This is a genomic window from Selenomonas sp. KH1T6, from assembly GCF_900108415.1.
GTDB lineage: Bacteria > Bacillota > Negativicutes > Selenomonadales > Selenomonadaceae > Selenomonas_B > Selenomonas_B ruminantium_A.
This window is the reverse complement of sequence record NZ_FNWN01000002.1, coordinates 63,958-85,976: the sequence shown is the minus strand read 5'-3', so window position 1 is coordinate 85,976 and position 22,019 is coordinate 63,958. Positions and strand designations below refer to the sequence as shown.

The 22,019-nt window shown below is 56.5% G+C and carries 20 protein-coding genes; 7 read left to right on the top strand and 13 right to left on the bottom strand.

Features of this window, described 5'->3' with window-relative positions; genetic code table 11:
• Window positions 1-64: 64 nt before the first annotated feature.
• The 5 genes from BLW59_RS01885 to BLW59_RS01865 all read right to left on the bottom strand — a co-directional run bounded on the left by BLW59_RS01885 (window position 65) and on the right by BLW59_RS01865 (window position 3,614).
• The gene (locus BLW59_RS01885) at window positions 65-610 is read right to left on the bottom strand and encodes a glutathione peroxidase (RefSeq protein WP_074695696.1); all 546 of its coding nucleotides are present in this window, start codon (window positions 608-610) and stop codon (window positions 65-67) included.
• 41 nt (window positions 611-651) lie between these two features.
• A complete protein-coding gene (locus BLW59_RS01880) occupies window positions 652-882 on the bottom strand; it encodes a glutaredoxin domain-containing protein (protein ID WP_029545436.1) in 231 nt (76 codons plus the stop codon).
• Entirely contained in the window at window positions 876-1,820 is a 945-nt protein-coding gene (locus BLW59_RS01875) for an NAD(P)/FAD-dependent oxidoreductase (protein ID WP_074695694.1), read from the bottom strand. The genes BLW59_RS01880 and BLW59_RS01875 overlap by 7 nt, the downstream gene beginning before the upstream one ends.
• 442 nt (window positions 1,821-2,262) lie before the next feature.
• Window positions 2,263-2,646: a VOC family protein gene (locus BLW59_RS01870; RefSeq protein ID WP_074695692.1), complete on the bottom strand. Its 384-nt coding sequence runs from the start codon at window positions 2,644-2,646 to the stop codon at window positions 2,263-2,265.
• A gap of 77 nt (window positions 2,647-2,723) precedes the next feature.
• Window positions 2,724-3,614, bottom strand: a complete 891-nt coding sequence (locus tag BLW59_RS01865) for a DMT family transporter (protein ID WP_217634596.1) — start codon at window positions 3,612-3,614, stop codon at window positions 2,724-2,726.
• 223 nt (window positions 3,615-3,837) lie between these two features.
• On the opposite strand from BLW59_RS01865, the gene BLW59_RS01860 reads away from it, so the two are divergent.
• The gene (locus tag BLW59_RS01860) at window positions 3,838-4,410 is read left to right on the top strand and encodes a nitroreductase family protein (protein ID WP_074695688.1); all 573 of its coding nucleotides are present in this window, start codon (window positions 3,838-3,840) and stop codon (window positions 4,408-4,410) included.
• A 61-nt stretch (window positions 4,411-4,471) separates the two neighbouring features.
• On the opposite strand, the gene BLW59_RS01855 is transcribed toward BLW59_RS01860, so the two are convergent.
• The 3 genes from BLW59_RS01855 to BLW59_RS01845 all read right to left on the bottom strand — a co-directional run bounded on the left by BLW59_RS01855 (window position 4,472) and on the right by BLW59_RS01845 (window position 6,665).
• Window positions 4,472-4,861, bottom strand: a complete 390-nt coding sequence (locus tag BLW59_RS01855) for an HI0074 family nucleotidyltransferase substrate-binding subunit (protein WP_318253606.1) — start codon at window positions 4,859-4,861, stop codon at window positions 4,472-4,474.
• A complete protein-coding gene (gene mntA, locus BLW59_RS01850) occupies window positions 4,846-5,142 on the bottom strand; it encodes a type VII toxin-antitoxin system MntA family adenylyltransferase antitoxin (protein ID WP_037377070.1) in 297 nt (98 codons plus the stop codon). The genes BLW59_RS01855 and mntA overlap by 16 nt, the downstream gene beginning before the upstream one ends.
• A gap of 92 nt (window positions 5,143-5,234) precedes the next feature.
• Complete coding sequence (locus tag BLW59_RS01845; protein ID WP_175463334.1) at window positions 5,235-6,665, bottom strand: ROK family protein; 1,431 nt, start codon at window positions 6,663-6,665, stop codon at window positions 5,235-5,237.
• Between the two features lie 144 nt (window positions 6,666-6,809).
• Here BLW59_RS01845 and BLW59_RS01840 point away from each other — a divergent pair, with 144 nt between their 5' ends.
• The 4 genes from BLW59_RS01840 to BLW59_RS01825 all read left to right on the top strand — a co-directional run bounded on the left by BLW59_RS01840 (window position 6,810) and on the right by BLW59_RS01825 (window position 15,593).
• Window positions 6,810-7,754, top strand: coding sequence for a bile acid:sodium symporter family protein (locus tag BLW59_RS01840; protein WP_074695684.1), 945 nt, complete (start codon window positions 6,810-6,812; stop codon window positions 7,752-7,754).
• A 55-nt stretch (window positions 7,755-7,809) separates the two neighbouring features.
• Window positions 7,810-11,352 carry a response regulator gene (locus BLW59_RS01835; RefSeq protein ID WP_074695682.1) on the top strand — a complete coding sequence of 1,181 codons (3,543 nt, stop codon included), beginning with the start codon at window positions 7,810-7,812 and terminating at the stop codon, window positions 11,350-11,352.
• A gap of 22 nt (window positions 11,353-11,374) precedes the next feature.
• Window positions 11,375-13,372, top strand: coding sequence for a methyl-accepting chemotaxis protein (locus BLW59_RS01830; protein ID WP_074695680.1), 1,998 nt, complete (start codon window positions 11,375-11,377; stop codon window positions 13,370-13,372).
• Between the two features lie 163 nt (window positions 13,373-13,535).
• Window positions 13,536-15,593 (top strand): methyl-accepting chemotaxis protein, encoded by a 2,058-nt coding sequence (locus BLW59_RS01825; RefSeq protein ID WP_074695678.1) that lies wholly within the window; start codon window positions 13,536-13,538, stop codon window positions 15,591-15,593.
• A gap of 87 nt (window positions 15,594-15,680) precedes the next feature.
• On the opposite strand, the gene BLW59_RS01820 is transcribed toward BLW59_RS01825, so the two are convergent.
• The 3 genes from BLW59_RS01820 to BLW59_RS01810 are packed head-to-tail and all read right to left on the bottom strand — an operon-like array spanning window position 15,681 to window position 18,473.
• A complete protein-coding gene (locus tag BLW59_RS01820; RefSeq protein WP_074695676.1) occupies window positions 15,681-16,706 on the bottom strand; it encodes an ABC transporter substrate-binding protein in 1,026 nt (341 codons plus the stop codon).
• A gap of 14 nt (window positions 16,707-16,720) precedes the next feature.
• Window positions 16,721-17,464, bottom strand: a complete 744-nt coding sequence (locus BLW59_RS01815) for an ABC transporter ATP-binding protein (RefSeq protein WP_074695674.1) — start codon at window positions 17,462-17,464, stop codon at window positions 16,721-16,723.
• 1 nt (window position 17,465) lies between these two features.
• Window positions 17,466-18,473, bottom strand: coding sequence for a FecCD family ABC transporter permease (locus tag BLW59_RS01810; protein WP_074695672.1), 1,008 nt, complete (start codon window positions 18,471-18,473; stop codon window positions 17,466-17,468).
• A 588-nt stretch (window positions 18,474-19,061) separates the two neighbouring features.
• On the opposite strand from BLW59_RS01810, the gene BLW59_RS17640 reads away from it, so the two are divergent.
• The gene (locus BLW59_RS17640) at window positions 19,062-19,235 is read left to right on the top strand and encodes a hypothetical protein (protein ID WP_175463333.1); all 174 of its coding nucleotides are present in this window, start codon (window positions 19,062-19,064) and stop codon (window positions 19,233-19,235) included.
• Window positions 19,236-19,754: 519 nt separating this feature from the next.
• Here BLW59_RS17640 and BLW59_RS18075 read toward each other — a convergent pair.
• Window positions 19,755-19,877, bottom strand: coding sequence for a hypothetical protein (locus BLW59_RS18075; RefSeq protein WP_318258219.1), 123 nt, complete (start codon window positions 19,875-19,877; stop codon window positions 19,755-19,757).
• A gap of 261 nt (window positions 19,878-20,138) precedes the next feature.
• Entirely contained in the window at window positions 20,139-21,062 is a 924-nt protein-coding gene (locus BLW59_RS01800; RefSeq protein WP_074695668.1) for a site-specific integrase, read from the bottom strand.
• 268 nt (window positions 21,063-21,330) lie between these two features.
• Between BLW59_RS01800 and BLW59_RS17265 the strand changes: the two genes are divergently transcribed.
• Window positions 21,331-21,744: a hypothetical protein gene (locus BLW59_RS17265; protein ID WP_139283500.1), complete on the top strand. Its 414-nt coding sequence runs from the start codon at window positions 21,331-21,333 to the stop codon at window positions 21,742-21,744.
• Window positions 21,745-22,019 lie beyond the last annotated feature (275 nt).

The following is a 22,019-nucleotide window of genomic DNA, read 5'->3' as shown; positions in this document are numbered from 1 at the left end:
CAACGCAAAAAGCAGGACTGCCTATTGCAGCCCTGCTATTCTCATGCAAGCCATACCTCCTGCATCACAGCAGCTTCTCGACAGCTGCTGCCATATCAGAGGGATTCGTGGTGGGCTCGAAACGCTCTACTACGTTGCCCTCACGGTCAATCAGGAATTTGGTGAAGTTCCACTTGATGCCGTCCCCTGCCAGTATTTCCGGGAAGTTGTCCTTCAGGACCTCCTCCAGCTTCGCACCAATCGGATGGTTCTTATCGAAGCCCTTGAAGCCCTTCTGTTCCGTCAGATACTTGAAGAGGGGCTGGGCACTTTCACCACGGACATCACCTTTGGCAAAAATCTGGAAGGTCACGCCATAATTGAAGCGGCAGAATTCCTGCACCTCGTCATTGCTGCCCGGATCCTGCTCTGCGAACTGATTGCAGGGGAAGCCGAGTATTTCCAGGCCCTGCTCCTGATACTTCACATACAGGTCCTGCAGCTCCTTGAACTGCGGCGTGAAACCGCACTTGCTGGCCGTATTGACGATGATGAGAACCTTTCCCTTGTAATCTGCCAGAGACTTTTCTACACCCTTGCTGGTTTTGGCTGCGAAATCATATACACCCATGATTATTTCCTCCTCAATATCCTTAATCTATATCATCACTATCAGAGACCAACTATCTCGTTGATTTTGTCCTTGTCAAAGCCCAGGACAAAATCTTTGTCATTGGCTGTGGTTACCGGTACAGCCATATCACCCGACAGCTTATAGCACGCATTGCGATCTTCATCGTTTTCCTCGATGTTGTGCTCTTCAAACTCTACATTCTTGCTCTTCAGATACTTCTTCACCTTTTCGCACCAGGGGCAGTCATTGATTGAATATACCTTTACCATTCTGATTTTCCTCCCTGTAATTTGACAATGTATTTTTCGGCCAGCAGGGCTGCAGCAGTGCCATCAGCAGCTGCCGTGGTCAGCTGGCGGATCTCTTTCTCACGGATATCTCCGGCGGCAAAGACACCGGGAATCTTTGTGCGGCAGTCTTCGCCAGCAGGAATGCGTCCGTCCTTCAGTTCCAGTTCTTCTGCAAACAGGCTGGAATTCGGCTCGACACCGATATTGACGAAGATGCCGTCAACGGCAATGCTTGACTCCTGATTGGACTTCTTATCGAAAACATCTATGCTTTCCAAGCGACCCTCTCCGTGAAGGGCCTTGATCTCTGTCTCCAGCATCACAGCAGCCTTCGGATTTTCCAGCAGCTTTTGCTGGGAAATCTCATCGGCTCTCAGCCGGGAACGGTGAATGAGGTAAAGCTTCTTCGCATATTTCGACAGGAAGTTGGCAGCATCCACAGCAGCATTGCCGCCTCCCATGACAGCGATGACTTTATCCTGATACATGTGGCCATCGCAGAGCTCGCAATAGTGGACACCCTTGTTGGCATACCTGCCTGCTTCTGGCAGCGGCAGCTTGCGGCGGTTCATGCCGGAGGCAATGATGACAACATCAGCTTCGTAGATATGTTCATCAGTCTCGACCAGCTTGGGCGTGGACTTCAGCTGCACCCGCTGAATCATGTCAAACTCATCAATCTCAGCGCCAAAGCTTTCTGCCTGTGCCTGCAGGGTACTCATCAGTTCCTTGCCGGAGACCTTGGCGAAGCCCGGATAATTCTCAATGCCTGTCGCATTGGCAATCTGGCCGCCGACGATTCCATTTTCCAGGACCAGGGTAGAGAGGTTCATACGGCCTGCATATAAAGCAGCTGTCAAGCCGGCCATACCAGCGCCGATGATGATGATATTCTTGTGAATCCTTGATTTTGTCATTCCATGCACCTCCTCAAAAGCTCAGCCATCACGGCTTTTCGAAATCAGTCTGCTGAACTTTTTCCTTTCTGTTTGTCTTACAAGGCTTATTATACGCCTAAATTAAATTTTGTCAAATATAATTTTATAAATTTATATTTTGTCATCGTTAAAATCCAAAACTCGCAGGCCACTGCCCCCATTTCTGTCAGCATGGGAACCCACTGCACCTAAGACAAAATCAAACGCAAAATCAAACGCAAAAAAATACGTTTGATTTTGCGTTTTTCTAAAGCTGTAATTTTGGGTTGCTAAGACGCATTAGATTGTTGTTACAAAAGGGCTGTTGCACCTAATGAAAATGATATGCTCCCCTATGAGAGACAGCAAAAAATGAAACTATCATCATAGGTGAGCATATCAAAAAGCCCGGAACACCGCTCCGAGCCTTTAAGACCACCACTTACTTCACTTCAATGCCCAGCACCTTCTCAATGGACCCTGGCTTTTCCTGGAACAGCTCCAGCACCAGCCCGTCCGGAAGCTGCACCCATTTTTCGGGCCTCCCTTCCATGGGGTGTACCCCCTCATAGGCCAGCATTTCCTGCAGGGTAGCCGCAAAATCCTGCACCACAATGCCCAGATGGTGTCCCCTGCCCGCTGCCGGGTCTTCCGGGGCAGCCACCAGCTGCAGTCCCCCTTTCAGCCATACCTGCTGGAGGTTGCCGTCCTTTTCTTTCCGCCGGGTCTCGGTCATACCCAGCACTGTCTGGAAAAACTTCAGGCTCCAGTCAATATCCGCCACGGTCACTGCCGCATGTTCAAGATAAGATGCTTTCTTTTCCATCATGCTCTCCTTATGCCAAAAAATCTATCTCTTTGACTACTTCGCTTCCGTGAGGCAAAATCCTTCCTGATATCTCCTCACTCCTTGCCGCGTCTGGCCAACAGGAATACAGTGGCAAGAATCAGGGCCGTTCCCAACAGGTCCATAACGCCGAAACTGGCCTTCAGGAACAGCAGGGAAAAGACAATGGCCGACAAAGGCTCCAGGGAGCCAAGGATACTGGCTTCCGCTGGCTGGATGTATTTGATGCTGCCCAGATAACAGCCAAAGGCCACCACGGTGCCAAAGATAATGATGTAAGCATAAATAAGACCGGCCAGGGGATGCCAAATGCCCACAAAGTTCCAGGGAGGACAAAGTAAAGAAAGGGCCAGCCCTCCCAGCAGCATGCCCCAGCCCACCACCAAGGTCGGCCGCCATTTGCGGATCAGACGCTTGGGCTGCATGGTGTAGAAAGCCGCCGCCACCGCAGACGCCAGTCCCCAAAACAGGGCCAGGGGCGAAATAGATAGTTGGTCCAGGCTGCCGTGGGTAACCAAGAGGAACGTCCCCCCCACGGCCATGGCCACGCAGATGAGTTCCAGATACCTGGGCAGCCGGCGGGCTGTCAATGAGGTATAGCCTACGATAAACACCGGCATCAGGTATTGCAGCACCGTGGCTGTGGCCGCATTACCCGCTTTGATGCAGGCAAAATATGTATACTGCACTGCCAACATGCCAAAAACAGCAAACAAAAGCACTTCCAAAGCATCTTTCTTATCCTGCCAAATATGGAAAATGCTTTCTCTATAAAGGCAGGCATCTGTCATCAGCAGGATGACCCCAGCCAGCAGCATCCGGGACACCACCAACCACTCCGTGGAAAAGCCGCAATCCTGCAGCAAATACTGCCCGGCCACACCGCTGCCGCCCCACATGGACGCGCCCATACATACCATGAGCAGTCCCTTTTTCCGTTCATCCAATAAAAAGCCACCTCCCATTGTATTCCTTTTATCTTAGCATAACAGAGCTGCTGCAAATTTTGTAGTGTCAAAAGAAAAAGACAACCTACCAGAAAGCTGGCTTAAGGAAGAGAAGCTGGCCCCTGTGGAAAACACGACCTTGACCCGTTCATTTGCTTTGTTGTATCATATATTTACGGAATATTTCAAACTATATATCAAAAATTTGAGGAGGCAGGACAGCATGAGCATTATGGAATCCATCAGCCAGCGGCGCACCTATTACCAGATCAACAAGAAGCTTCCAGTGGATACCAGGAAAGTCAAAGAAGTAATCCAACAGGCCACGGAGCTGGTTCCGGATGCCTTCAACATGAAGTCGGCGCGTGTTGTCCTGGCCCTGGGCCAGAAACAGGACGAGCTTTGGGATGCGGTCTATGATGCCTTTGGCGGCAAAGTCCCACGGGAGAAGATTGACAGCTTCAAAGCCGGAGCAGGCACAGTTCTCTACTTCTATGATGAAGACGTGGTCAAGTCCCTGCAGGAACAGTTTGCCCTGTATGCTGTCAACTTCCCCATCTGGGCCCAGCAGGCCAACGGTATGCTGCAGTTCACCATCTGGACGGCCCTGCGGGACCTGAACATCGGTGCCAGCCTCCAGCACTACAACCCGGTCATAGATGAAGCTGTAAAAAAACTTTTCCAAATGCCTGATTCATGGCAGCTGGTGGCCCAGATGCCCTTCGGCGGCATCACCGCCGAGCCTGAGGCCAAGGAAAAGGAAGACATTTCCAACCGCGTGAAAATCTGCGAGTAAAAAGAAAGGGTTCAGGACAAGCGCTCTGCAGAGCGTTTCCCTGAACCTTTTTTTATGTCATCTAATCCTTCATCCTCCCCAGCCACTCTGACAGCAGTTTCTCATGCTCAACAATCCGCTTGGCCAAGTCCACTGCCATCTTTTCATCATAAGTATGAGCGGTAAGATTGCGGTCATCTGCCATTTGCAGCGCCTGTTCTGCTTCCTCGTCACTGAACAGCCCTACTTCCCGGAGGAGACGGATTACTTTCTTGGGTGAGGCTGCTTCCAGACCCTCCCTGTCCAACAGATAATCCTTGCCGCATTTCCACATGATTTCAAAAGCAAACTCAAAACGCTGAATCAGCCCATCGCGTTCCATTTCCGTGAGGCTGTCCTTGATCACACCTTCATGCAGCTTGCCAAGAGCCTTTTCCGCCCCGTCAAAACGCTTCTTCATGCTTTCTTCCATAAGATTCCCTCCCGGCGTATCTCCTCGCAGAGCACCTCTGAGGCGCAGGCCATATCCACTACATCCACCTGATAAGGAATGGTCGATTCCTCCAGCTTCTCACGGAGGTCTGCAATCTTCGCAGAAATATCCCCCGCCGTACCCTCCACAGCTATATCCACATCAGAGCTATGGCGGGCATTCCCCCTGGCCCAGGAACCAAAGAGGTAGATATTGGCTTTCTCGTCTTCCATGGCCTTAAGGGCAAAATCACGGATTCTTTCCAAATAAGCGTTCATCATACCCACCCATTCTCTTTTCAACGTCTAATGAAATCACCTATATTTAACCGGTCTTCTAGCTGAGAAAAGTATAACACAAATTGATGAAACATTCAGCAACAGCCCTCCCCGTCTGCCAGCTTCTCCAAGCACAGTATCATCTGCCCCAGCAGGGCCAGCTCTGACATTTCATCGTCTCTGATATGCTGCAGGTCAGGCAGGTATTTTTCTGGGATATATGCTGCCAACTTCTGACGCAGGGCTTCCATATCCGTCACCAACTCGCTGCGGACGCAGACCAGCTCCGGGTCGGTCATGGCCAGGGCTGCCCGGAGGCTCACCTCTATGGTTTCCAGGCTTTTCTTCCTGTCCGTCAGGTGATGCTGGTACCATTCCTCTCTGGGCAGAATGCTGTAGAGCAGATACTTTATTTCTCCGGCGATATTGTGGCTGCCCTGATGGAGCCTGCCGTCCAGCACCAGCCCCATGCCGCAGATGCTGTAGCCCCTGGGCAGGGAAAGGAAGACGATGTTCCTGTATTTGTCCTGCTGGGCGTAGAAGCCCAGGGCCGCGGCGTTCACATTATTGGTGATGACTGCAGGCACGCCGTACCTTTCCTCCAGATAGCCAGCCAGGTCCAGTTCCGGGTCAATCATGGTGGAGTCAAGGTCAAGGTGACCCTGCCATACGGAGCCGGGGGTGGCAATACCTACGATATCATAGGGGCCAAAGCGGCAGGCCGCCGTGTCCAGAATATCCTCTATATCTTTCCGCACGTCCAGACGGCCCTTGATGACCGTCTCGGCCTTGAGGGGCGTCCCCTGCTCATAGAGGCGGTAGGCAATCCTGGTCCTGCCCGCAAAGGGCATCAGCACCAGGGCAAGAATCCTCTCCCTGCTCTTTATCTCCCCCAAAGCCTTGGCAATGGCCCTGTCCTCACTGGTCCGCCGCCACTTATCCATCCCGTCCCGGATAAAGTCCAACAGGGCCGCCACATCATAGCGGGCAAAGATTTTGGCAGGAATCTTCAGCACCAGCTTCTCAGGCAGAAGGGTGCGGGCCGCCTCATACTGATAGGCAATCTGCGGCGCCAGCAGCACGGTCTCGGCTTCCAGCCCAGCTGTCTCCAGCTTTGCCCAGGGCACGGCGCTGAACTCATAGTCAAGGTTCAAAAGCTCTGCCGCTTCCTGCAGTTGCTGGGCAAAATACCCGGTGGTCAGCCCTCCTGTGCAGCAGAGAAGAATCCTGCGGCGCCCCTTGTCCCTGGCCCCTGCAAAGACCTCCCGCATCTCCGCCCAAAGTTCTTTGGCGTGGGCCATGTCCTTCAGCTCGAAGTGCAGGTAGAAGATGCTCTCCCCCCGCGCCCGGCTGGTCACGCTCATTTCCACGATGACCGAAGCCAGCAAATGGAAGCGAATCTCCCCCTGGGCATAAGGGCCGGACAGCTTGATGTCCCCCTCACTTGGCTCAATTTTCCCTTCCGGCAATTCTTCAGCCAGTATGTACTGCCTGTACTCCTCCAGCAAATCTGTGCTGCCTGTCATATCCTCACCCGCCTTTCCTCCATTGTAGAAGAGGGACCGCCAGAAAACAATAAAAAATTGCTGCCATGCAGACAGTTCTTCGATTGACACCTTCTGTTTGCAGTTGTAACATTGTAAACATCTGGTACAGAAAGGATTGATTTCATGCATTTTCTGGAAAAAGCAAGTTCTTTTATCTCCAAGTATATGGCGGTATTCGTTATCGCCATCGCGGCTGTTGCACTCTTCGAGCCCCCCAGCTTCAAGTGGGCTGCCCCAAACATCACCATGCTGCTGGGCATTGTGATGTTTGGCATGGGCATGACCTTGAAACTCTCGGATTTCAAGCTGGTGTTCCAGCGTCCCCGGGATGTGTTCATCGGCGCCCTGGCCCAGTTCACCATCATGCCTTTACTGGCCTATCTCCTTGCCAATGGCTTCAATCTGCCGCCGGAGCTGGCCGCAGGTGTGATACTAGTAGGCACCTGCCCAGGCGGAACATCTTCCAATGTCATGACCTACTTAGCCCGCGGAGATGTGGCTCTGTCTGTATCCATGACCATGACCACCACTGTGCTGGCTCCCATTGTCACGCCGCTGCTGACCTGGTGGCTGGCAGGCGCCTGGGTGGATATTTCCCTCTCAGCCATGATGATGTCCATTGTGCAGGTAGTCATCCTCCCCATTGTGGCGGGGCTCGTCCTCAATTCCTTCTTTGAATCCCAGGTACAGAAATTCGTCAAAATCCTGCCCTTGATCTCCGTCATTGCCATTGTGCTGATTGCGGGAGGCGTCGTTGCCGTCAGCTCCCAGAAAATCATGGAAACAGGCCTGCTGATCATGGCCGTGGTCATGTGCCATAACCTGCTGGGCTACGGCACCGGCTTCCTGCTGGCCAAAGCCCTGCACATGGATATTGCCAAAGCCAAGGCTGTCTCCATTGAAGTAGGCATGCAGAATTCCGGGCTGGCCACATCCCTTGCCATGCTCCACTTCGGCCCTGCCGCCGCTATCCCCGGCGCCATCTTCAGCGTGTGGCACAACATCTCCGGCTCACTGGCCGCCAACTATCTCTCCAGCCGCAACAGCAGGGAAAAGCAGGAAAAATAACCGCCGCAATAGAATAAATCCTTCGATAATATCTTTGCGACGGGAGATGAGTTCGTTGGAAACTTCGGGAAAAAAAGGCTTCATGAAAGAAGCTGCCATCGGCTGTGTCATTGTCGCCGCCATCCTCTTGCTGGGCACGGTCATCACGGGCAGGAATGCCAGCGAGGACACGGAGACTGCCGTCCATGCAGTGAGCATGATGTATCTTGACGAGCTGGCGGAGCGGCGCGGGCAGGTGGTCTCCTCCACCCTGTCCAACTATGCCGCCAGCATGGATGCCGCCGTCGGCCTGCTCACCCCCCAGGATCTCTCCAGCATCGCGAATCTGCAGGTTTACCAGTCCCGCATGAAACAGATTTACGGGCTGGAGAAATTTGCCTTTGTGGACAGCGACGGCCTCATCTATACCTCCCGGGGGACACGTACGGATGTGCAGCTTTACCGCTTCGACTACAACCATATTGCGGGAGCGGAAGTCTCGCTGAAAGATGTGGAGGGTGCCAAGAAAGTCATCATCGCCATGCCCGTGGACCGGCTGCCGCTGGAAGGGAAAACCCTGGTGGCCTGTTTCATGGAAATAGACATGAACCGGATGCTGATGAATCTTTCCCTGCAAACAGACAATAAGAACACCACCTTTTGCAATATATACACTCGCCAGGGAGAAGCACTGACGAACATGGTCCTGGGGGGCCTGGCCAGCGAGACGAATCTTCTGGATGCCCTGTCACACGCAAAATTCAGCGGCGGCAAATCTTTCAAGTCGGTGGCGGCGGATTTCACAGAAGGCAGGCCCGGGGTGGCCGCCTTTACCTATGGCGATATCCGGGAGACTCTTTGCTATGTGCCCATCAAGGATACGGACTGGATGATAACCTATCTGGTGCGTGACAGCGTCATCAACGAGCAGATCAGCTCCATTGCCGAGGGGATTGCCAAGCGCAGCTTCCTGCAGTCCGCCTTTACGGCCCTGGTGCTCATGGTGATGTTCGCTGCTCTGTATCTGCAATTCCGCCGGGCTGCAAGGGCCACACTGGAAAAAGAGGTATCTGAGGCCGAGAACCGCGGCAAGCAGCAGGAGCTGGAAGAACAGCTGGCCATGCAGGAGGAACTTCTGGCCCAGGAACAAGAAAAGGCCCGGCAGGAAAATATCATCAATTCCCTGGCCGCCAATTACCGCAGCGTCTATTATGTGGACCTGGACACCAATGAGGCTGTCTGCTACCGCAAGGACGATCTGCTGAAGAACTCGCCGGAAGTGGGAGAGCAATTCCCCTTCTACCAGAGATTTGCCTCCTATGCCGAGCAGTCTGTAAGAGAAGAATATCGTCCCGAGTTCCTCCGATGCATCGAGCCGAAGGAGCTTCGCCGCCGGCTGGCGACAGAACCCATTTTCACCTTCCGCTTCCTGGCGGAGCGCGATGGCCAGGAACGCTATGGACAGCTGCGCATTTCCGCTGCCAACATCACAGCGCAGGAGGACGGCACCACCATCCACACTATTTGCATAGGCTTTGCGGACATTGACGCAGAGATGCGCGAGTCCCTGCAAAAGAAAAAAGAGCTGGAAAACGCCCTGCAGGCAGCGGAGGACTCCGGCAAAGCGGCAGAGGCTGCCAACCAGGCGAAAACCGCCTTCCTCTCCATGATGAGCCATGAGATAAGGACCCCCATCAACGCCGTCATCGGCATGAACGAGATGATCCTGCGGGAAAGCCATGACGAGAACATCCTGAACTATGCAGAAAACGCCCACGCCGCCTCCATGAGCCTGCTTTCCATCATCAATGACATCCTTGATTTTTCGAAAATCGAGGCAGGCAAGATGGATATCCTGCCTGCGGAATATGCCCTGCCCTCCCTGGTAAATGACCTGGTCAATCTGGTGCGCCTGAGGGCAGAGGAGCACTGGCTGCCCCTGCACGTCAAGGTAGACCCCGAAACGCCCCATATCCTGTTTGGCGACGAGATCCGCATCAAGCAGATTATCACCAATATCCTGACCAATGCGGTGAAATATACAGAGAAAGGCTTTGTGTCCTTCTCCGTAGGCTTCCATCAGACGGCCCAGGACGAAATCGCCCTGGACGTGTCCGTAACAGATACGGGCTGCGGCATCCGGGAAGAGCAGATGGACCAGCTTTTCGCCGCCTTTGATCGTCTGGACAGGGAAAAGACACGGAAAATCGAAGGAACCGGGCTGGGCCTCAACATCACCCAGCAACTCCTGACCATGATGGGCAGCCATCTGGAAGTGCGCAGCGTGTTCGGCAAGGGCTCCACCTTCTCCTTCTCCCTGCCCCAGAAGGTAGTGAACTGGGAAGGTGTGGGGGATATCAATGCCGCCATGAAGCGCATGGAGAGGAAAAGGCTTCGCCGCAATGCGGGCTTCGTGGCTCCCACCGCGCGCATCCTGGTGGTGGATGACGCCCCCATGAATATAGCGGTCATTTCCGGCCTGCTGCGCCGCACGAAGATTTTCGTGGATACGGCCTCCGGGGGTGAGGAGTGCCTGGAGAAATTCGGCGCGAACCAGTACGACCTGGTTTTCCTGGACCATCGGATGCCGGGCATGGACGGCATGGAAACCCTGAAGGAGCTGAAGCGCCTTTATCCGGGCAAGAGCAAGGAAACGCCCATTATCTCTCTGACAGCCAATGCAGTTTTCGGCGCGAAGGAAGAATACCTGGCCGCCGGTTTTTCGGACTACCTCTCCAAGCCTGTCATGCCCGATGCGCTGGACGCCATGCTCCTGAAGCATTTGCCTGCAGACAAGCTGGTGTTTGACTCGGCAGACACAGAGGAGGCGGAGGAGACGCAGCTTCCCGATTGGCTTAGTGATATCCCGCTGATTTCCCCCCGACGGGGCATCGAGTTCTGCGGGGGCCAGCAGGAATACCTGGACGCCCTGAAACTTTTCGCCGCTTCCATCAAGGAGCGCGCCGACGAACTGGAAAAGCTTTACAAGCGGCGGGATTACAAGGGTTATACGATAAAAGTCCACGCCCTGAAGAGCATGGCAAAATCCATCGGCGCCTCGGAGCTTTCTGAGCTGGCGGCGGAAATGGAGGAAGCGGGCAAGAAGCATGACCTGGCTGCCCTCACTGCAGGGGCAGAGGTGCTGCTCTCCCTCTATCGCAGCCTCGACGAGCCGCTGCAACGCCTCTCAGAGAAACAGCCCCAGCAGGCAGGCAACGGGGAGACAGCCAAGGAACCCGCCATCCACCAGCAGCGCAGCCTGCTCCTGGTGGATGATGACGAGGACTTCCTCACCATGATGACCCGCTGGCTCAAGAAAGACTATGATGTGACGGCAGTTGGTTCCGGCGAGCAGGCCCTGGCATATCTTAAAAAGGAGCAGCCCGACCTGGTGCTGCTGGATTACGAGATGCCGGACATGGACGGCTCCGTGGTGCTGGAAAAAATCCGCATGATGCCTGACTGCCAGAATGTGCCGGTAATGTTCCTGACGGGAACGGAAGACCAGGACAACCTCAAGAAGGTCGAGGAGCTCCACCCTGCCGGAGTCCTCATCAAGACCCTGGGAAAGAAAGGGCTGCTGGCGGGGATTGCGACGTTCTTCGGTAATACAGATTGAAGCAAAGGAGTGTGTCTGCCCCATGGAACTGAAGTCCATCAAAGCCAAGCTTATCCTGCTCCTCGTGGGCATCAGCGCCGTGCCGCTGATCATCTCCATCATCATCAGCACCCTGAACACCATCGCCGATGCTGAGGAGGCTGCGGAGGCAGACGGCCTCCTGCGAAATGCCATCGTGCAGGAAAATATCTCCTCCCTTTGCCAGCAGAACCTCACAGCCCTCAGGACCCTGGCTGCCCAGCCCGCTGTAAGGCACTATCTGGCGGGGGAACAGGACGAAAGGCTGGCCCTTGCCCTGCGGCAGTCCGTGGACGACACCAATGCCATCTTCCAGGACGGCAACAACCTCATCGTCACCGATGCCCGTGGCAGGCAGGTCTGCAGGAGCGACAAGCTGAACCTGACGGAGGTGAGCAGCCGTTCCTACTTCCAGGAGGGCATGCAGGGCAAGGAATATATTTCCGAAGTCCTGGTGAGCAAGAGCGCAGGGAATTTCATCTCCGTCCTGGAAGTGCCCGTCAAAGATGATAATGGCCAGCCCATAGGCATCGTCCAGCGGAGCTATGACCTCTCCGTGCTGGGTGACTTCGTCAAAGCCCAGGCAGATGACGAAACCCGGGTGCTCATCATCGATGCCCAGGGCAAGCTCCTGGCCCACTCCGCCAAAGAAGTGACAAAAGAGGAAGACCGCACCGACGAAAGCCAGCTGGGTTTCGTCAGCCAGGCTCTCGCGGGCCAGTCCGGCGCTGCCCAGGCCGAGCTGGAGGGAGAAAAGTGCCTCATCTGCTATTCACAGAGCGAAGTGACAGGCTGGGTCATTGCCACCGCCCGCCCCTACAGCCACATCCAGGCAGCCGCTTACAGGCAGGCCTTCACCACGGCGGGACTTGGTATGCTTTTGCTGGTGCTGGCCGCCTTCATGGCCTATGCCCTGGCTGGCAGGGCCGCCGCTCCCATCGCCGCCATCAGCCATACCGCGGCAGAAATCGCCAAAGGCAACCTGGCCCAGCCCAATCTGACCGTCACCTCCGGTGATGAACTGGGGCAGATGTCTGCCGCCTTCAACAGCATGATGGACAAGCTTTCTGCCGTCCTGAAGCGCACGTCGGAAAGCGCCCTCTCGGTGGTTTCCTCCTCCGAGGAACTCAGCGCCACCTCAGAGCAATCTGCCCAGGCCGCCAACCAGATAAGCACCTCTGTCACCACCGTGGTGGAGCGTATCAAGGAACTCAAAGATGCCATGGAAGCCGCCGGCTTTGCCATCGCCAATATGCAGCAGCTGCTGTACGTCATCTCCGACAACTCAGACAACGTGGCCAAGGCTTCGGAACTGACCCGCACCACCGCAGATGAGGGTATGGAGACCATCGAGGCTGCTGTCAGCAATATGGAAAGCCTGGAAACCTCCGTCAACGAGTCCGCCCAGGTCATCCAGTCTCTGGGCACCCAGTCCCAGGAAATCGGCCAGATTGTGGACACCATTTCCGCCATTGCCGAGCAGACCAACCTGCTGGCCCTGAACGCCGCCATCGAAGCTGCCAGAGCCGGCGAGCACGGCCGGGGCTTTGCCGTGGTGGCGGACGAAGTGCGGAAACTGGCCGAGCAGTCCGCTGCTGCCGCCGACAAGATCAGCAGCCTCATCCGCCAGGTCCAGACCCAGACGGAAAAAGCTGTAGAGACCATGCACGCAGGCCGTGACATCACGGAAAAGAGCGCCCAGTCCGTCAGCGCAGCCGGAGGAGCCTTCCGGGCCATCGCCCAGCATGTGAACTCCCTGACGGAAAAAGTGAATCAGACTAATAGCGCCATCGGCGAAGCCCACAAGGGCAGCGACAAGATCGTAGAAGCCGTCATCAACATCGACGCCGCCTCCAGCCGCCTGGCCATGGAAACGGAAACAGTCTCTGCCGCCACGGAAGAGCAGGGGGCCGCCATCGAAGAAGTGGCCACCGCCAGCCGCCAGCTGGCCGAAATGGCCGGCAAGCTCCAGCAGGCAGTGGCAGAATTCAAGCTGAGATAAGATAATCCTGCTCAAAAAGATCATCCCCAAAGCTGCCCCCGGTTCACATGAATCGGGGGTGTTGCTTTACACAGCCCTTTTTCTTTCCCTTAAGCAGGAATCTTCCCTGTTAGAAGCGAAAGACAGCTAGTGTAAACATATTTCAAGAAAGAGGTGGACTCTCATGGAAAGATTTGGCGGCAGCATCAAGACCTTGTTCCTCATCAGCGTCGTACTCCTGACTGGGGCGCTGCTGACCGTGCAGACCTTCATCAACATCGGCCAGCTCACCAGCACCGTGGAAGAGCAGGTGAAGGGCAACCTTTCGGCCCACTCCGAGGCCATTGCCGGGAAACTGGACCAGCGCATCCTGCAGGTGGGGCAGAAGACCCTCGGCCTCTCCCTGGGGGTCAGCCAGCTGAAGACCTTTGACAGCGATGTCATGTTCGGCATGGCAGACGGCTATGTGCTCTCTGACAGCCTGATCATCGGCAGCGGCTTCTGGTTCGAGCCCTTTGCCTACAGCCCGGACATCGAATACTACGGCCCCTACCGCACCAAAGGCCCCGGGAACACCATCACCCTGGATATGGAGTACAGCAACGCCGAGTACGGCTACAACAAATTCGACTGGTACCTGAACGCCATGAAGAGTCCGGGCAAGGTGGCCTGGACCGGCCCCTACCTTGACGAAATGAGCGGCACCACCATGCTCACCAGCGCTGCAGCTGTGCAGAAAGGCGGCAGGAGCATCGGCACCGTCACCGTGGACATCGGCATCACGGAGCTGGAGGACTATGTCAAAAGCATCACCATCGGGGATAACGGCTACGCCTTCCTGGTGGGCAGCGACGGCCTGTACCTGGCCACCAAGGACGACGGCAAGAACATGAAGCAGAAGATCACCGAGGAGAGCGACAAAGAACTGGCTGCCCTGGGGCAGAAAATCGTGGGACTCACCTCGCTGGAACTCACGGAAACGGATGTCTTCGGTGAGGACAGCTATGTGATGGCTGCTCCCCTCTGCATAGACAATATGAAGCTGGTGCTGGTGGCTCCCAAATCCGACTACAGGGGTGCCGTGACAAAATCCATCTGGACCAGCATCATCATGGCCCTCATGGTCATGGTAGTACTCTGCGCCGCCATGATCATCATCTTCAACCGCCGCATCGGCAACCCCATCGGCCACCTGATGGACGAAGCCAGCAAGATTGCCGACGGCAACCTCACAGGCCATGTGGAAAACAGCAGCCAGGACGAGATTGGCGCTCTGGGCAATTCCCTCAACCACATGATTGAAAACCTACGCCATGTCATCAAGGAAGTCACCTCCATGGCAGAGCAGGTAGCCCATGCCAGCCAGCAGCTGAACACCAGCGCCGAGCAGTCCGCCCAAGCCAGCCACATGGTGGCAGAGAGCATTGTCTCCATTGCCGAAGGTGCCAGCGAGCAGGCAGTAGAGGCCAGCAATATCCAGGAAGCCGCCGAAAACGTCACCAACTCCGTCCAGGCAGTGGCGGCAGATGCCAACCAGGTGCTGCAGAACGCCATGAGCGCCAAGGACAAGATTGGAGAAGGCCGTGCCTCCATCCAGGAAGCAGTGTCCCGGATGAACAACATCACCGCCAGCACCGACAGCATCCAGACTTCCATCGAGAAGCTCAATCAAAGCTCCAAGGAAATCTCCGACATCGTGGATATGATCACGGGCATCGCCGAGCAGACCAACCTGCTGGCCCTGAACGCCGCCATCGAGGCCGCCCGGGCAGGCGAGGCAGGCCGTGGCTTTGCGGTGGTAGCCGATGAAGTGCGGAAGCTGGCGGAAAACTCCAACCAGTCCTCCCAGCAGATAGCCGCCCTGGTGCGCTCCAACCTGGAAGACATGAAGTCAGCGGTGGAAGCCAGTCGCACCGGCACCCAGAGCGTCATGGAAGGCATCAACACCGTGCAGACCGCCGACAAGGCCTTTGCCGACATCGTGACGGTCATTGATGACCTGACCGCCCAGATACAGCGCATAGCCAAGGCCATCGAAGACATGGCAAGCGACAACGAGCGCATGCTCCAGGCCAGCGTCAACATCAGCAAGACCAGCGGCAAGAACTCTGACGAAGCCCAGTCCGTCTCCGCCGCCGGCCAGCAGCAGAGCGCCTCCATGCACGAAATCTCCGACGCCGCCCGCGGCCTGGCCTCCCTGGCAGGAGATCTGCAGGATGAAATGAAGAAATTCAAAATCTGACAAGAGCATAGAATCAGCATAAAGCAAGGCCCCCGGTCACACGACACCGGGGGCCTTGCTTTATGCAAGATTTGCCATTAACTTCTCTTACTTCGCGGCTGCACCGTGGATTTCTTCTGCCATGCGCACCAGCGCATCAACTGTCCGCACGCCCGGGGTGATTTCGGACAGCTTCACCTTCACGAAGTGGTTTTCCTTCACTGCCTTCACATTGGCCAACTGGGGATTATCCTTGATGGCGGCTACCTTCTGCTGAAAGTCGTCGTCATTGCGGATGCCGTTGCTGTAGTCTGCAATGATGATGTACTCCGGGTCTGCTGCCACCACATTTTCCCAGCTGACGGCAGCCCAGGTCTTGTCCACGCCGGCATTTTCCATGACGTTCTCCGCGCCGATGAGTTTCAGGATATTGGTGGTATAGCCCTTGAAGGCTGTGAAAGGCTTGCCGTCGCTGGCATCATAGACGAAAATCTTCTTCTTGGGCAGCTTCTCAATCTTGCCCTGCACAGCGGCCAGCTTCTCCTTCTCCGATTTCACCCAGGCCTCGGCCTTGTCACGGACGCCGAAAATATCTCCCAGCTTCAGCATATCCTCGAACACCGTGTCCAGATTGGCATCCAGCTTCTGCATGGAGGAAGGCACGTAGATGGGCACATTCTTGGCGGTGATTTTCTCTGTCGGAATGCCCCGCTTAGTGAAGGGCACTTCCCAGCCCGTGGCAAAGTCAGGATTCTCAGCCATGAAGGTCTCGTAGGAAGGCCATTTATCCGACAGCACTTTCACCTTGTCGTAGGCGGCCTGCAGGGGCGGATAGATTTCCTCCTCCTTCATGGCCGTGCCTGCCATCTTGTCCTCCAGCCCCAGGGCCAGCAGCATTTCCGTGGTGGCCTGGGACATGGAAATGGCATGGACGGGAGCTTTGTCCACGCTCTGCTTCACTTCCTGGCCGTCCAGTGTCTCCGTCCAGGAAACGGGATAGGCGGCGGCCTTTTCACTGGTGGCGGCGGGCTTGTCGCTGGCAGGTGCCTGCTTCTCAGCGCCGCAGCCGGCAATCACTATGGCAGACATGACACAAAGTCCTGCTATGAGGCCTTTCCTTAACCACATCTTCATGCTTATGACTCCTTTCAATAGTTGAGATATATCCTGCCCTCATGCTCATAACGCACAAAGGGTACTCCGAAGACTTCCTGCAGCAGTCCGGGCTCCAGCACCTCCCCCGCTGCCCCCTGCTTCACGATGCTGCCTTTTTTCATCATGATGACATCATGGCAGAAAGCCACTGCCAGGGACAGGTCATGGAGCACCATGACCACCGTGCCCTCGTAGGCCTGCAGAGTCTTCATCAGGGCCAGCTTGTACTTCACATCCAGATGGTTGGTGGGCTCGTCCAGCAGCACCAGCTGAGACCGCTGGGCCAGGGTCTTGGCAATCATCACCCGCTGGATCTCGCCCCCTGACATGTGGCTGATGCGCCGCTCTGCCATGCTGCTGACTCCTGCCTGCTCCATTGCCTCGGCGGCAATGCGTCGGTCTTCTTTCGTATAGTCACGGAACCCCTGCTTGTAGGGGAAGCGGCCCATGACCACCACATCTTTCACCATGAAATCCGCGATGGTCTCCCGCTGCTGGGGCAGCACCGCCACCAGCCGGGCATATTCATTTGCCTCAATGGTGCTGACATCACGGCCCTGCAGGAAAACCTGCCCGGAACTTGGCTTGTCCCGGCTCAGAAAGGACAGGAGTGTGCTTTTCCCGCTGCCATTGGGCCCCACGATGGCCGTCATGCGCCCCTGCCGGAAATGAGCCTGCACATTTTTCAGGATTTCCTGCTCCCCTATCCTGTAGCTAAGATCCTTCACCGTAAGCATATCAATAATCCTTGTACTTCCTGCTGATGATCCACATGAACACCGGCGCTCCCAGGGTGGCCGTCAGGATGCCGATGGGCAGCTCCTCCGGCCGGAATAAGGTGCGGGCTGCCGCATCTGCCCAAACCATCACCAAAGCCCCTGTCAGGGCGGTGAACCAGAGCATGACCGCATGGCGGGACTCGCTTAAGGACCTGGCTATATGGGGCACCACCAGTCCCACGAAGCCGATGATGCCAGATAAAGCCACCACCACAGCCACCGCCAGGGAGGAAACCAGCACGATGAGCTGCTGCACCCGCTGCACAGGCATCCCCAGATGCCTGGCCTCATTGCGCCCCAAAAGTATCAAATCCAGCTCATGGCGCATGAGCCAGATGAACAGCATGGTTATGAAGAGCATCGCTGCTCCCACCGGCACCATGCTCCACTGGACCCCGGACAGGCTTCCCATCAGCCAAAACATGGCGCTTCTGACCTGGGCCTCGTCCTTGGCCCCATAGATGGCCAGCATGGTGAAGGCCGAGAAAAGGGCCGAAATGCCCATGCCCATGAGCACCAGCTTCACCGGACTGCCGCTGCTGCCTGCCAGCTTCACCACCAGGGCTGTGGCCACCGCAGCCCCCAGAAAGGCACCCACATAGACACCATAGGGGGCAAAGAGCTGGGCCGCCCCGGTCACCAGGCAGAGCACGGCTCCTGTGCTGGCCCCGGAAGAAACTCCCAGGATATAGGGGTCTGCCAGATAGTTCTGGGACACGGTCTGCATCAAAAGCCCCGTAAGGGAAAGCAGCGCCCCGCCCATGGCCGCAAAGAGAATGCGGGGAGCCCGTATGTCAAAGACTATCATGGAAGTGGACGCTTCCAGTGGCTCTCCCAAAACCAAAGCGCTTATCTCCTGCAGGATTGTCTCCGGCGGGATAGGCACCGACCCCATGCCCAGGGCCAGCCCCATGCTGGCTGTCAGCGCCGCCAGGAGCATCATGCCCCGCAGCCAAAGTTTTCCCATTATCCTTCCACCATCCCCCTTTGAACTGTTCCGCAAGACAAGAAAACAGGCCCCTCCCCCAAGTGGGAGCGGGCCTGCCAAACCATCATCCTTGCCGTGTCTTCCCATGCCCCTGGCAGCAGGAATACACCCCGGCACAAATCCCCATCCCCATCACTCGCAGGTTCTTGGATACTGCTTTCCAGCATCTTACGGCGATTGTTGGTCAGTCTTACTACATAGTTCACACTATGTATCACTAACCTTTATAACCCTTTATTTACTAGGGTTGAGTAACTATTAAAACTTTATCACTTCCCATCTTTTTACACAGTTTTACAAACAGGTGGCTACACAGTGGCCATACACTTTTTGCTTCCGGAACGGTGTCATGTATATCCGATCTGTCAGTTTGGCGGATCTTTTTTTTTGGAAAAAGGCTACCGCCATAACCTGTTACATTCCATTCTAAAAGCAGCTACGGCCCACCACCTTGGGCAATATGCTCATACTCTCATTCAGTGCGTCCTTTACACGAACCGTTAGCCCGCTAAGGGGGTTCGTTGGTTGCCCTCGTCCTTGAGGGATTATTATTTATAGTGCCCGTCCATGGGCACGGTCATCCTTGACGGCTTTTGGTGCCCCCGTCCCTGGGGGCACGGCCCGCAGCTGGCCCGCGGCAGGGCTGTCACGGGGCTTTGGTGGGCACGTCGCCCACGTCGCTCCGTCACAGCCCTGCCGATAGCTACGCTTCGGAGGGCGGGAGTTCGCCTCCGGGCATGACGGCTTGTTTTGAGGACGGGCAAGCCGTCCAGTCACGCGCCATCATGCCCTGCGGGGTTCGGAAGTCGCCTCCTGTGGGATAGTTTCGACCACGCCCCTCATTTTTCCTCTGTCCGCCGATAATACTTTTACGCCTATCAGAGGCGAAGAGCAGTTGTTCTCCTGCCCTTCGCTTCGGCTTCGCCCCCGATAGGCAGTATTATCGTCGGACGTTTGGCGCTTCACGCTTATGCTTGCCCCGCGAAGCTGTACGGCCCGCCATCACGGCAGGCCTCTGCCGTACTCATTGCAGTTTATCCCTGCTGGCTTCCCTCAGAGGTTGCGTGCCGGACAGCACCCCAGCCATTACGGTTCTCCGGCGGCAGCTGAGGCTGCCAACTACGCCCCGCCACGGCTGGAGTGCTGCCGTTTTTGCTCCGTTCGCCCTCCTTCCGTGCTCGGTGGCCTGCCTGGCTGGGGGCTCCTTTGTCGCCCTTTTTCCAGTCAGGTAGGCCGCCTCCCACTGCAGGAGGGTCTCACTCAGCTGCACTCAGAGGTTGCCAGGCACAGGTTCAGGGCGGGATTCTGGCTCCGCTTCGCTACGCCATTCAGCCCGTCCTTCACCCGTGCCATTACGCACCATCGGAGTTCGAAAGGCCCCAACGTCCCCCCCCACCCGTAAGCATAGCTCAAAAGGCCGCCATTAAACTGATAAGCCCGGCGGAGGTATCCGCCGGGTTCGCGTCAGCTTATGGGTTCGTTGCTGCTGGGGAGGGCGGTGCCGTCAAGGGCAAGCCGCCCCTGGCGGTGGCTTTGCCACCCTTGACCGCTCCGCTGCCCTCTTTGACAGGTTACGGCTGAGGCGGCCCGCCCAACAGAAAAGCCACCCACAGGAAAAGGGTGGCTAGTCTAAAGGGTATGGGGTTATATAATCCTTTTAAGGGGACTATCTATGAAGTTCCTGCCCGCCTCCACATATTTCAGCGCCTGGCGCTCCGACTTGTGGCGGGTGTGGTGCATGATGGCGGGGAGGCTAGCGCCGCTCCGTGAGGCCTCGGTGGCGAAGCCCCTCCGCAGTGAGTGTCCGCTGAATTGGCTTTCATCGTAGCCCAGGCGGGCTGCGTATCGCTTAACTATCTCTGCCACGGTGCGGGGGCTGATGGGCTTGCCGCTCAGGTTTGCCCGCAGGTCTATGGACTGGAAGACGGGGCCTTGCTGGAGGTGGGCGGCGCTCATCCATGCCATGAGGGCACGGACGGGGCAAATGGCTGGGTCTTCGGCGTAGGGCAGGGCTATTTCCGTGCCCTTCCCCTGCTGGTCAGCTTTGGAGCGTGGCAGGAGCAGTACTGCCCCAGCGCCGGTGAAGGTCAAATCCTCTGCTCGCACATTGGCAAGCTCGGAACGGCGGAGGGCTGCCGCGAAGCCCAGGAGCAGGAGCGCCCTGTCCCGCAGGCCGGTTAAGCCGTGGAAAACATTCATGGCCATGAGGCGGCGCAGATCTTCAACTCTGATGGGAGCCTTTGCGGTCTGCCTCGTTCCCTTCTCCCGCTTTATGCCCGCCAGCGTCAGACGGACGATGGAAGCATGGACGGGATTTTGCAGGTTCGCTTCTTCGTGGACGGTGCCGATGGCGGTGAGCCGTCTTGTGAGGGTAGCGGGCTTCAGTGCCTCCGCACGATCTGCCAGGTAGTTTGCCACCGTGGCGGGGGCAGCTGGAAGGCAGTCAAGGCCAGAGCGCTGGCAGTACGCCTCGAAGTCTGCCCAGTCGGCGGTGTACGCCCTCAGTGTATTCTCGGCTTTGGCTTTCGCCATATAGGAAAGAGCTTTTGTGCTCAGGTTCTCAGTCATTTTGGTTGCCTCCTTTGCAGTTCCTTTCCTATATTATATAATAGTACATTTGTTCTGTCAATATGCCACCCCCTTTTATTTTCAAGGGTTTGCTGGTGTTTTCATTCCCCTGCCACAACCTGGCAATAGGAGGCTGCGGGGCGGTCAAGGGTGGCTGAAAGCCACCGCCAATGGCGGCGTAGCCCTTGACGGTCCCGCCCCCTTTCGACTCCGTAACCTGCAAGCTGGTCTGCCCCCGGCGGACACCTCCGCCGGGCTTATCAATTTTATGGCGTTCTGGATCAGCAAGGCCAGCGTTCCCCGCTTTGCCGATGCGCAACCAATAGAAAGATGGTGCGTACTGGCACGGGTGAAGGGTGGGCTGAATGGCGTAGCGAAGCGGAGACAGAACCCCACCCTGAACCGGTGCCCTGGTAACGTGAGCAGGGGTAATGAGGGAGACCTGACTGGAGGGGGAGGCGGCCTACCTGCCCGGAAAGAGGGCGACAAAGGAGCCCCCGGGCAGGCAGGCCACCGAAGCCGGAAGGAAGGCGACCGGGTGAAATACGGCAAGCACGCCAGCCGTGGCGGGGCGCAGTTGGCAGCGATGCTGCCGCCGGAGCCCCGTCATGGCTGGCGTGCTGTCCGGCAAGAAACGCAACCAGCAGAAAAGGCCCGCCGTGATGGCGGGCCGGGGGCTTAGCAGGGCTAATCTAAGCGTGAAGCGCCTTTAGTCCTACGATAATGTTGGCTATCGGTGGCGGGGGCTGCCCCCTCTCCCCTCCGCTTCTGTATTCCGGCAATGATAGCCGTAAGAACATTATCGGAGGACGGTGGCGGGCTGGCTTTGCGGCCAGAACGTGACGGTGTGCAGCAGCGTGCCCCCAAGGACGGGGGCACCACAGGCCACCATGGACGGACGTGCCTAGGGACGGGCACTATCTATACTAAGCCCTCAAGGAGGAGGGCAACCATTCA

What these genes read in the sequence shown, in the direction of transcription:
- BLW59_RS01885 (WP_074695696.1), bottom strand. Translation starts at nt 610, where the DNA reads ATGGGTGTATATGATTTCGCAGCCAAAACCAGCAAGGGTGTAGAAAAG.
- BLW59_RS01880 (WP_029545436.1), bottom strand. Translation starts at nt 882, where the DNA reads ATGGTAAAGGTATATTCAATCAATGACTGCCCCTGGTGCGAAAAGGTG.
- BLW59_RS01875 (WP_074695694.1), bottom strand. Translation starts at nt 1,820, where the DNA reads ATGACAAAATCAAGGATTCACAAGAATATCATCATCATCGGCGCTGGT.
- BLW59_RS01870 (WP_074695692.1), bottom strand. Translation starts at nt 2,646, where the DNA reads ATGGAAAAGAAAGCATCTTATCTTGAACATGCGGCAGTGACCGTGGCG.
- BLW59_RS01860 (WP_074695688.1), top strand. Translation starts at nt 3,838, where the DNA reads ATGAGCATTATGGAATCCATCAGCCAGCGGCGCACCTATTACCAGATC.
- BLW59_RS01855 (WP_318253606.1), bottom strand. Translation starts at nt 4,861, where the DNA reads ATGGAAGAAAGCATGAAGAAGCGTTTTGACGGGGCGGAAAAGGCTCTT.
- mntA (WP_037377070.1), bottom strand. Translation starts at nt 5,142, where the DNA reads ATGATGAACGCTTATTTGGAAAGAATCCGTGATTTTGCCCTTAAGGCC.
- BLW59_RS01845 (WP_175463334.1), bottom strand. Translation starts at nt 6,665, where the DNA reads ATGACAGGCAGCACAGATTTGCTGGAGGAGTACAGGCAGTACATACTG.
- BLW59_RS01840 (WP_074695684.1), top strand. Translation starts at nt 6,810, where the DNA reads ATGCATTTTCTGGAAAAAGCAAGTTCTTTTATCTCCAAGTATATGGCG.
- BLW59_RS01830 (WP_074695680.1), top strand. Translation starts at nt 11,375, where the DNA reads ATGGAACTGAAGTCCATCAAAGCCAAGCTTATCCTGCTCCTCGTGGGC.
- BLW59_RS01825 (WP_074695678.1), top strand. Translation starts at nt 13,536, where the DNA reads ATGGAAAGATTTGGCGGCAGCATCAAGACCTTGTTCCTCATCAGCGTC.
- BLW59_RS01820 (WP_074695676.1), bottom strand. Translation starts at nt 16,706, where the DNA reads ATGAAGATGTGGTTAAGGAAAGGCCTCATAGCAGGACTTTGTGTCATG.
- BLW59_RS01815 (WP_074695674.1), bottom strand. Translation starts at nt 17,464, where the DNA reads ATGCTTACGGTGAAGGATCTTAGCTACAGGATAGGGGAGCAGGAAATC.
- BLW59_RS01810 (WP_074695672.1), bottom strand. Translation starts at nt 18,473, where the DNA reads ATGGGAAAACTTTGGCTGCGGGGCATGATGCTCCTGGCGGCGCTGACA.
- BLW59_RS17640 (WP_175463333.1), top strand. Translation starts at nt 19,062, where the DNA reads ATGGGCACGGTCATCCTTGACGGCTTTTGGTGCCCCCGTCCCTGGGGG.
- BLW59_RS01800 (WP_074695668.1), bottom strand. Translation starts at nt 21,062, where the DNA reads ATGACTGAGAACCTGAGCACAAAAGCTCTTTCCTATATGGCGAAAGCC.
- BLW59_RS17265 (WP_139283500.1), top strand. Translation starts at nt 21,331, where the DNA reads ATGGCGTTCTGGATCAGCAAGGCCAGCGTTCCCCGCTTTGCCGATGCG.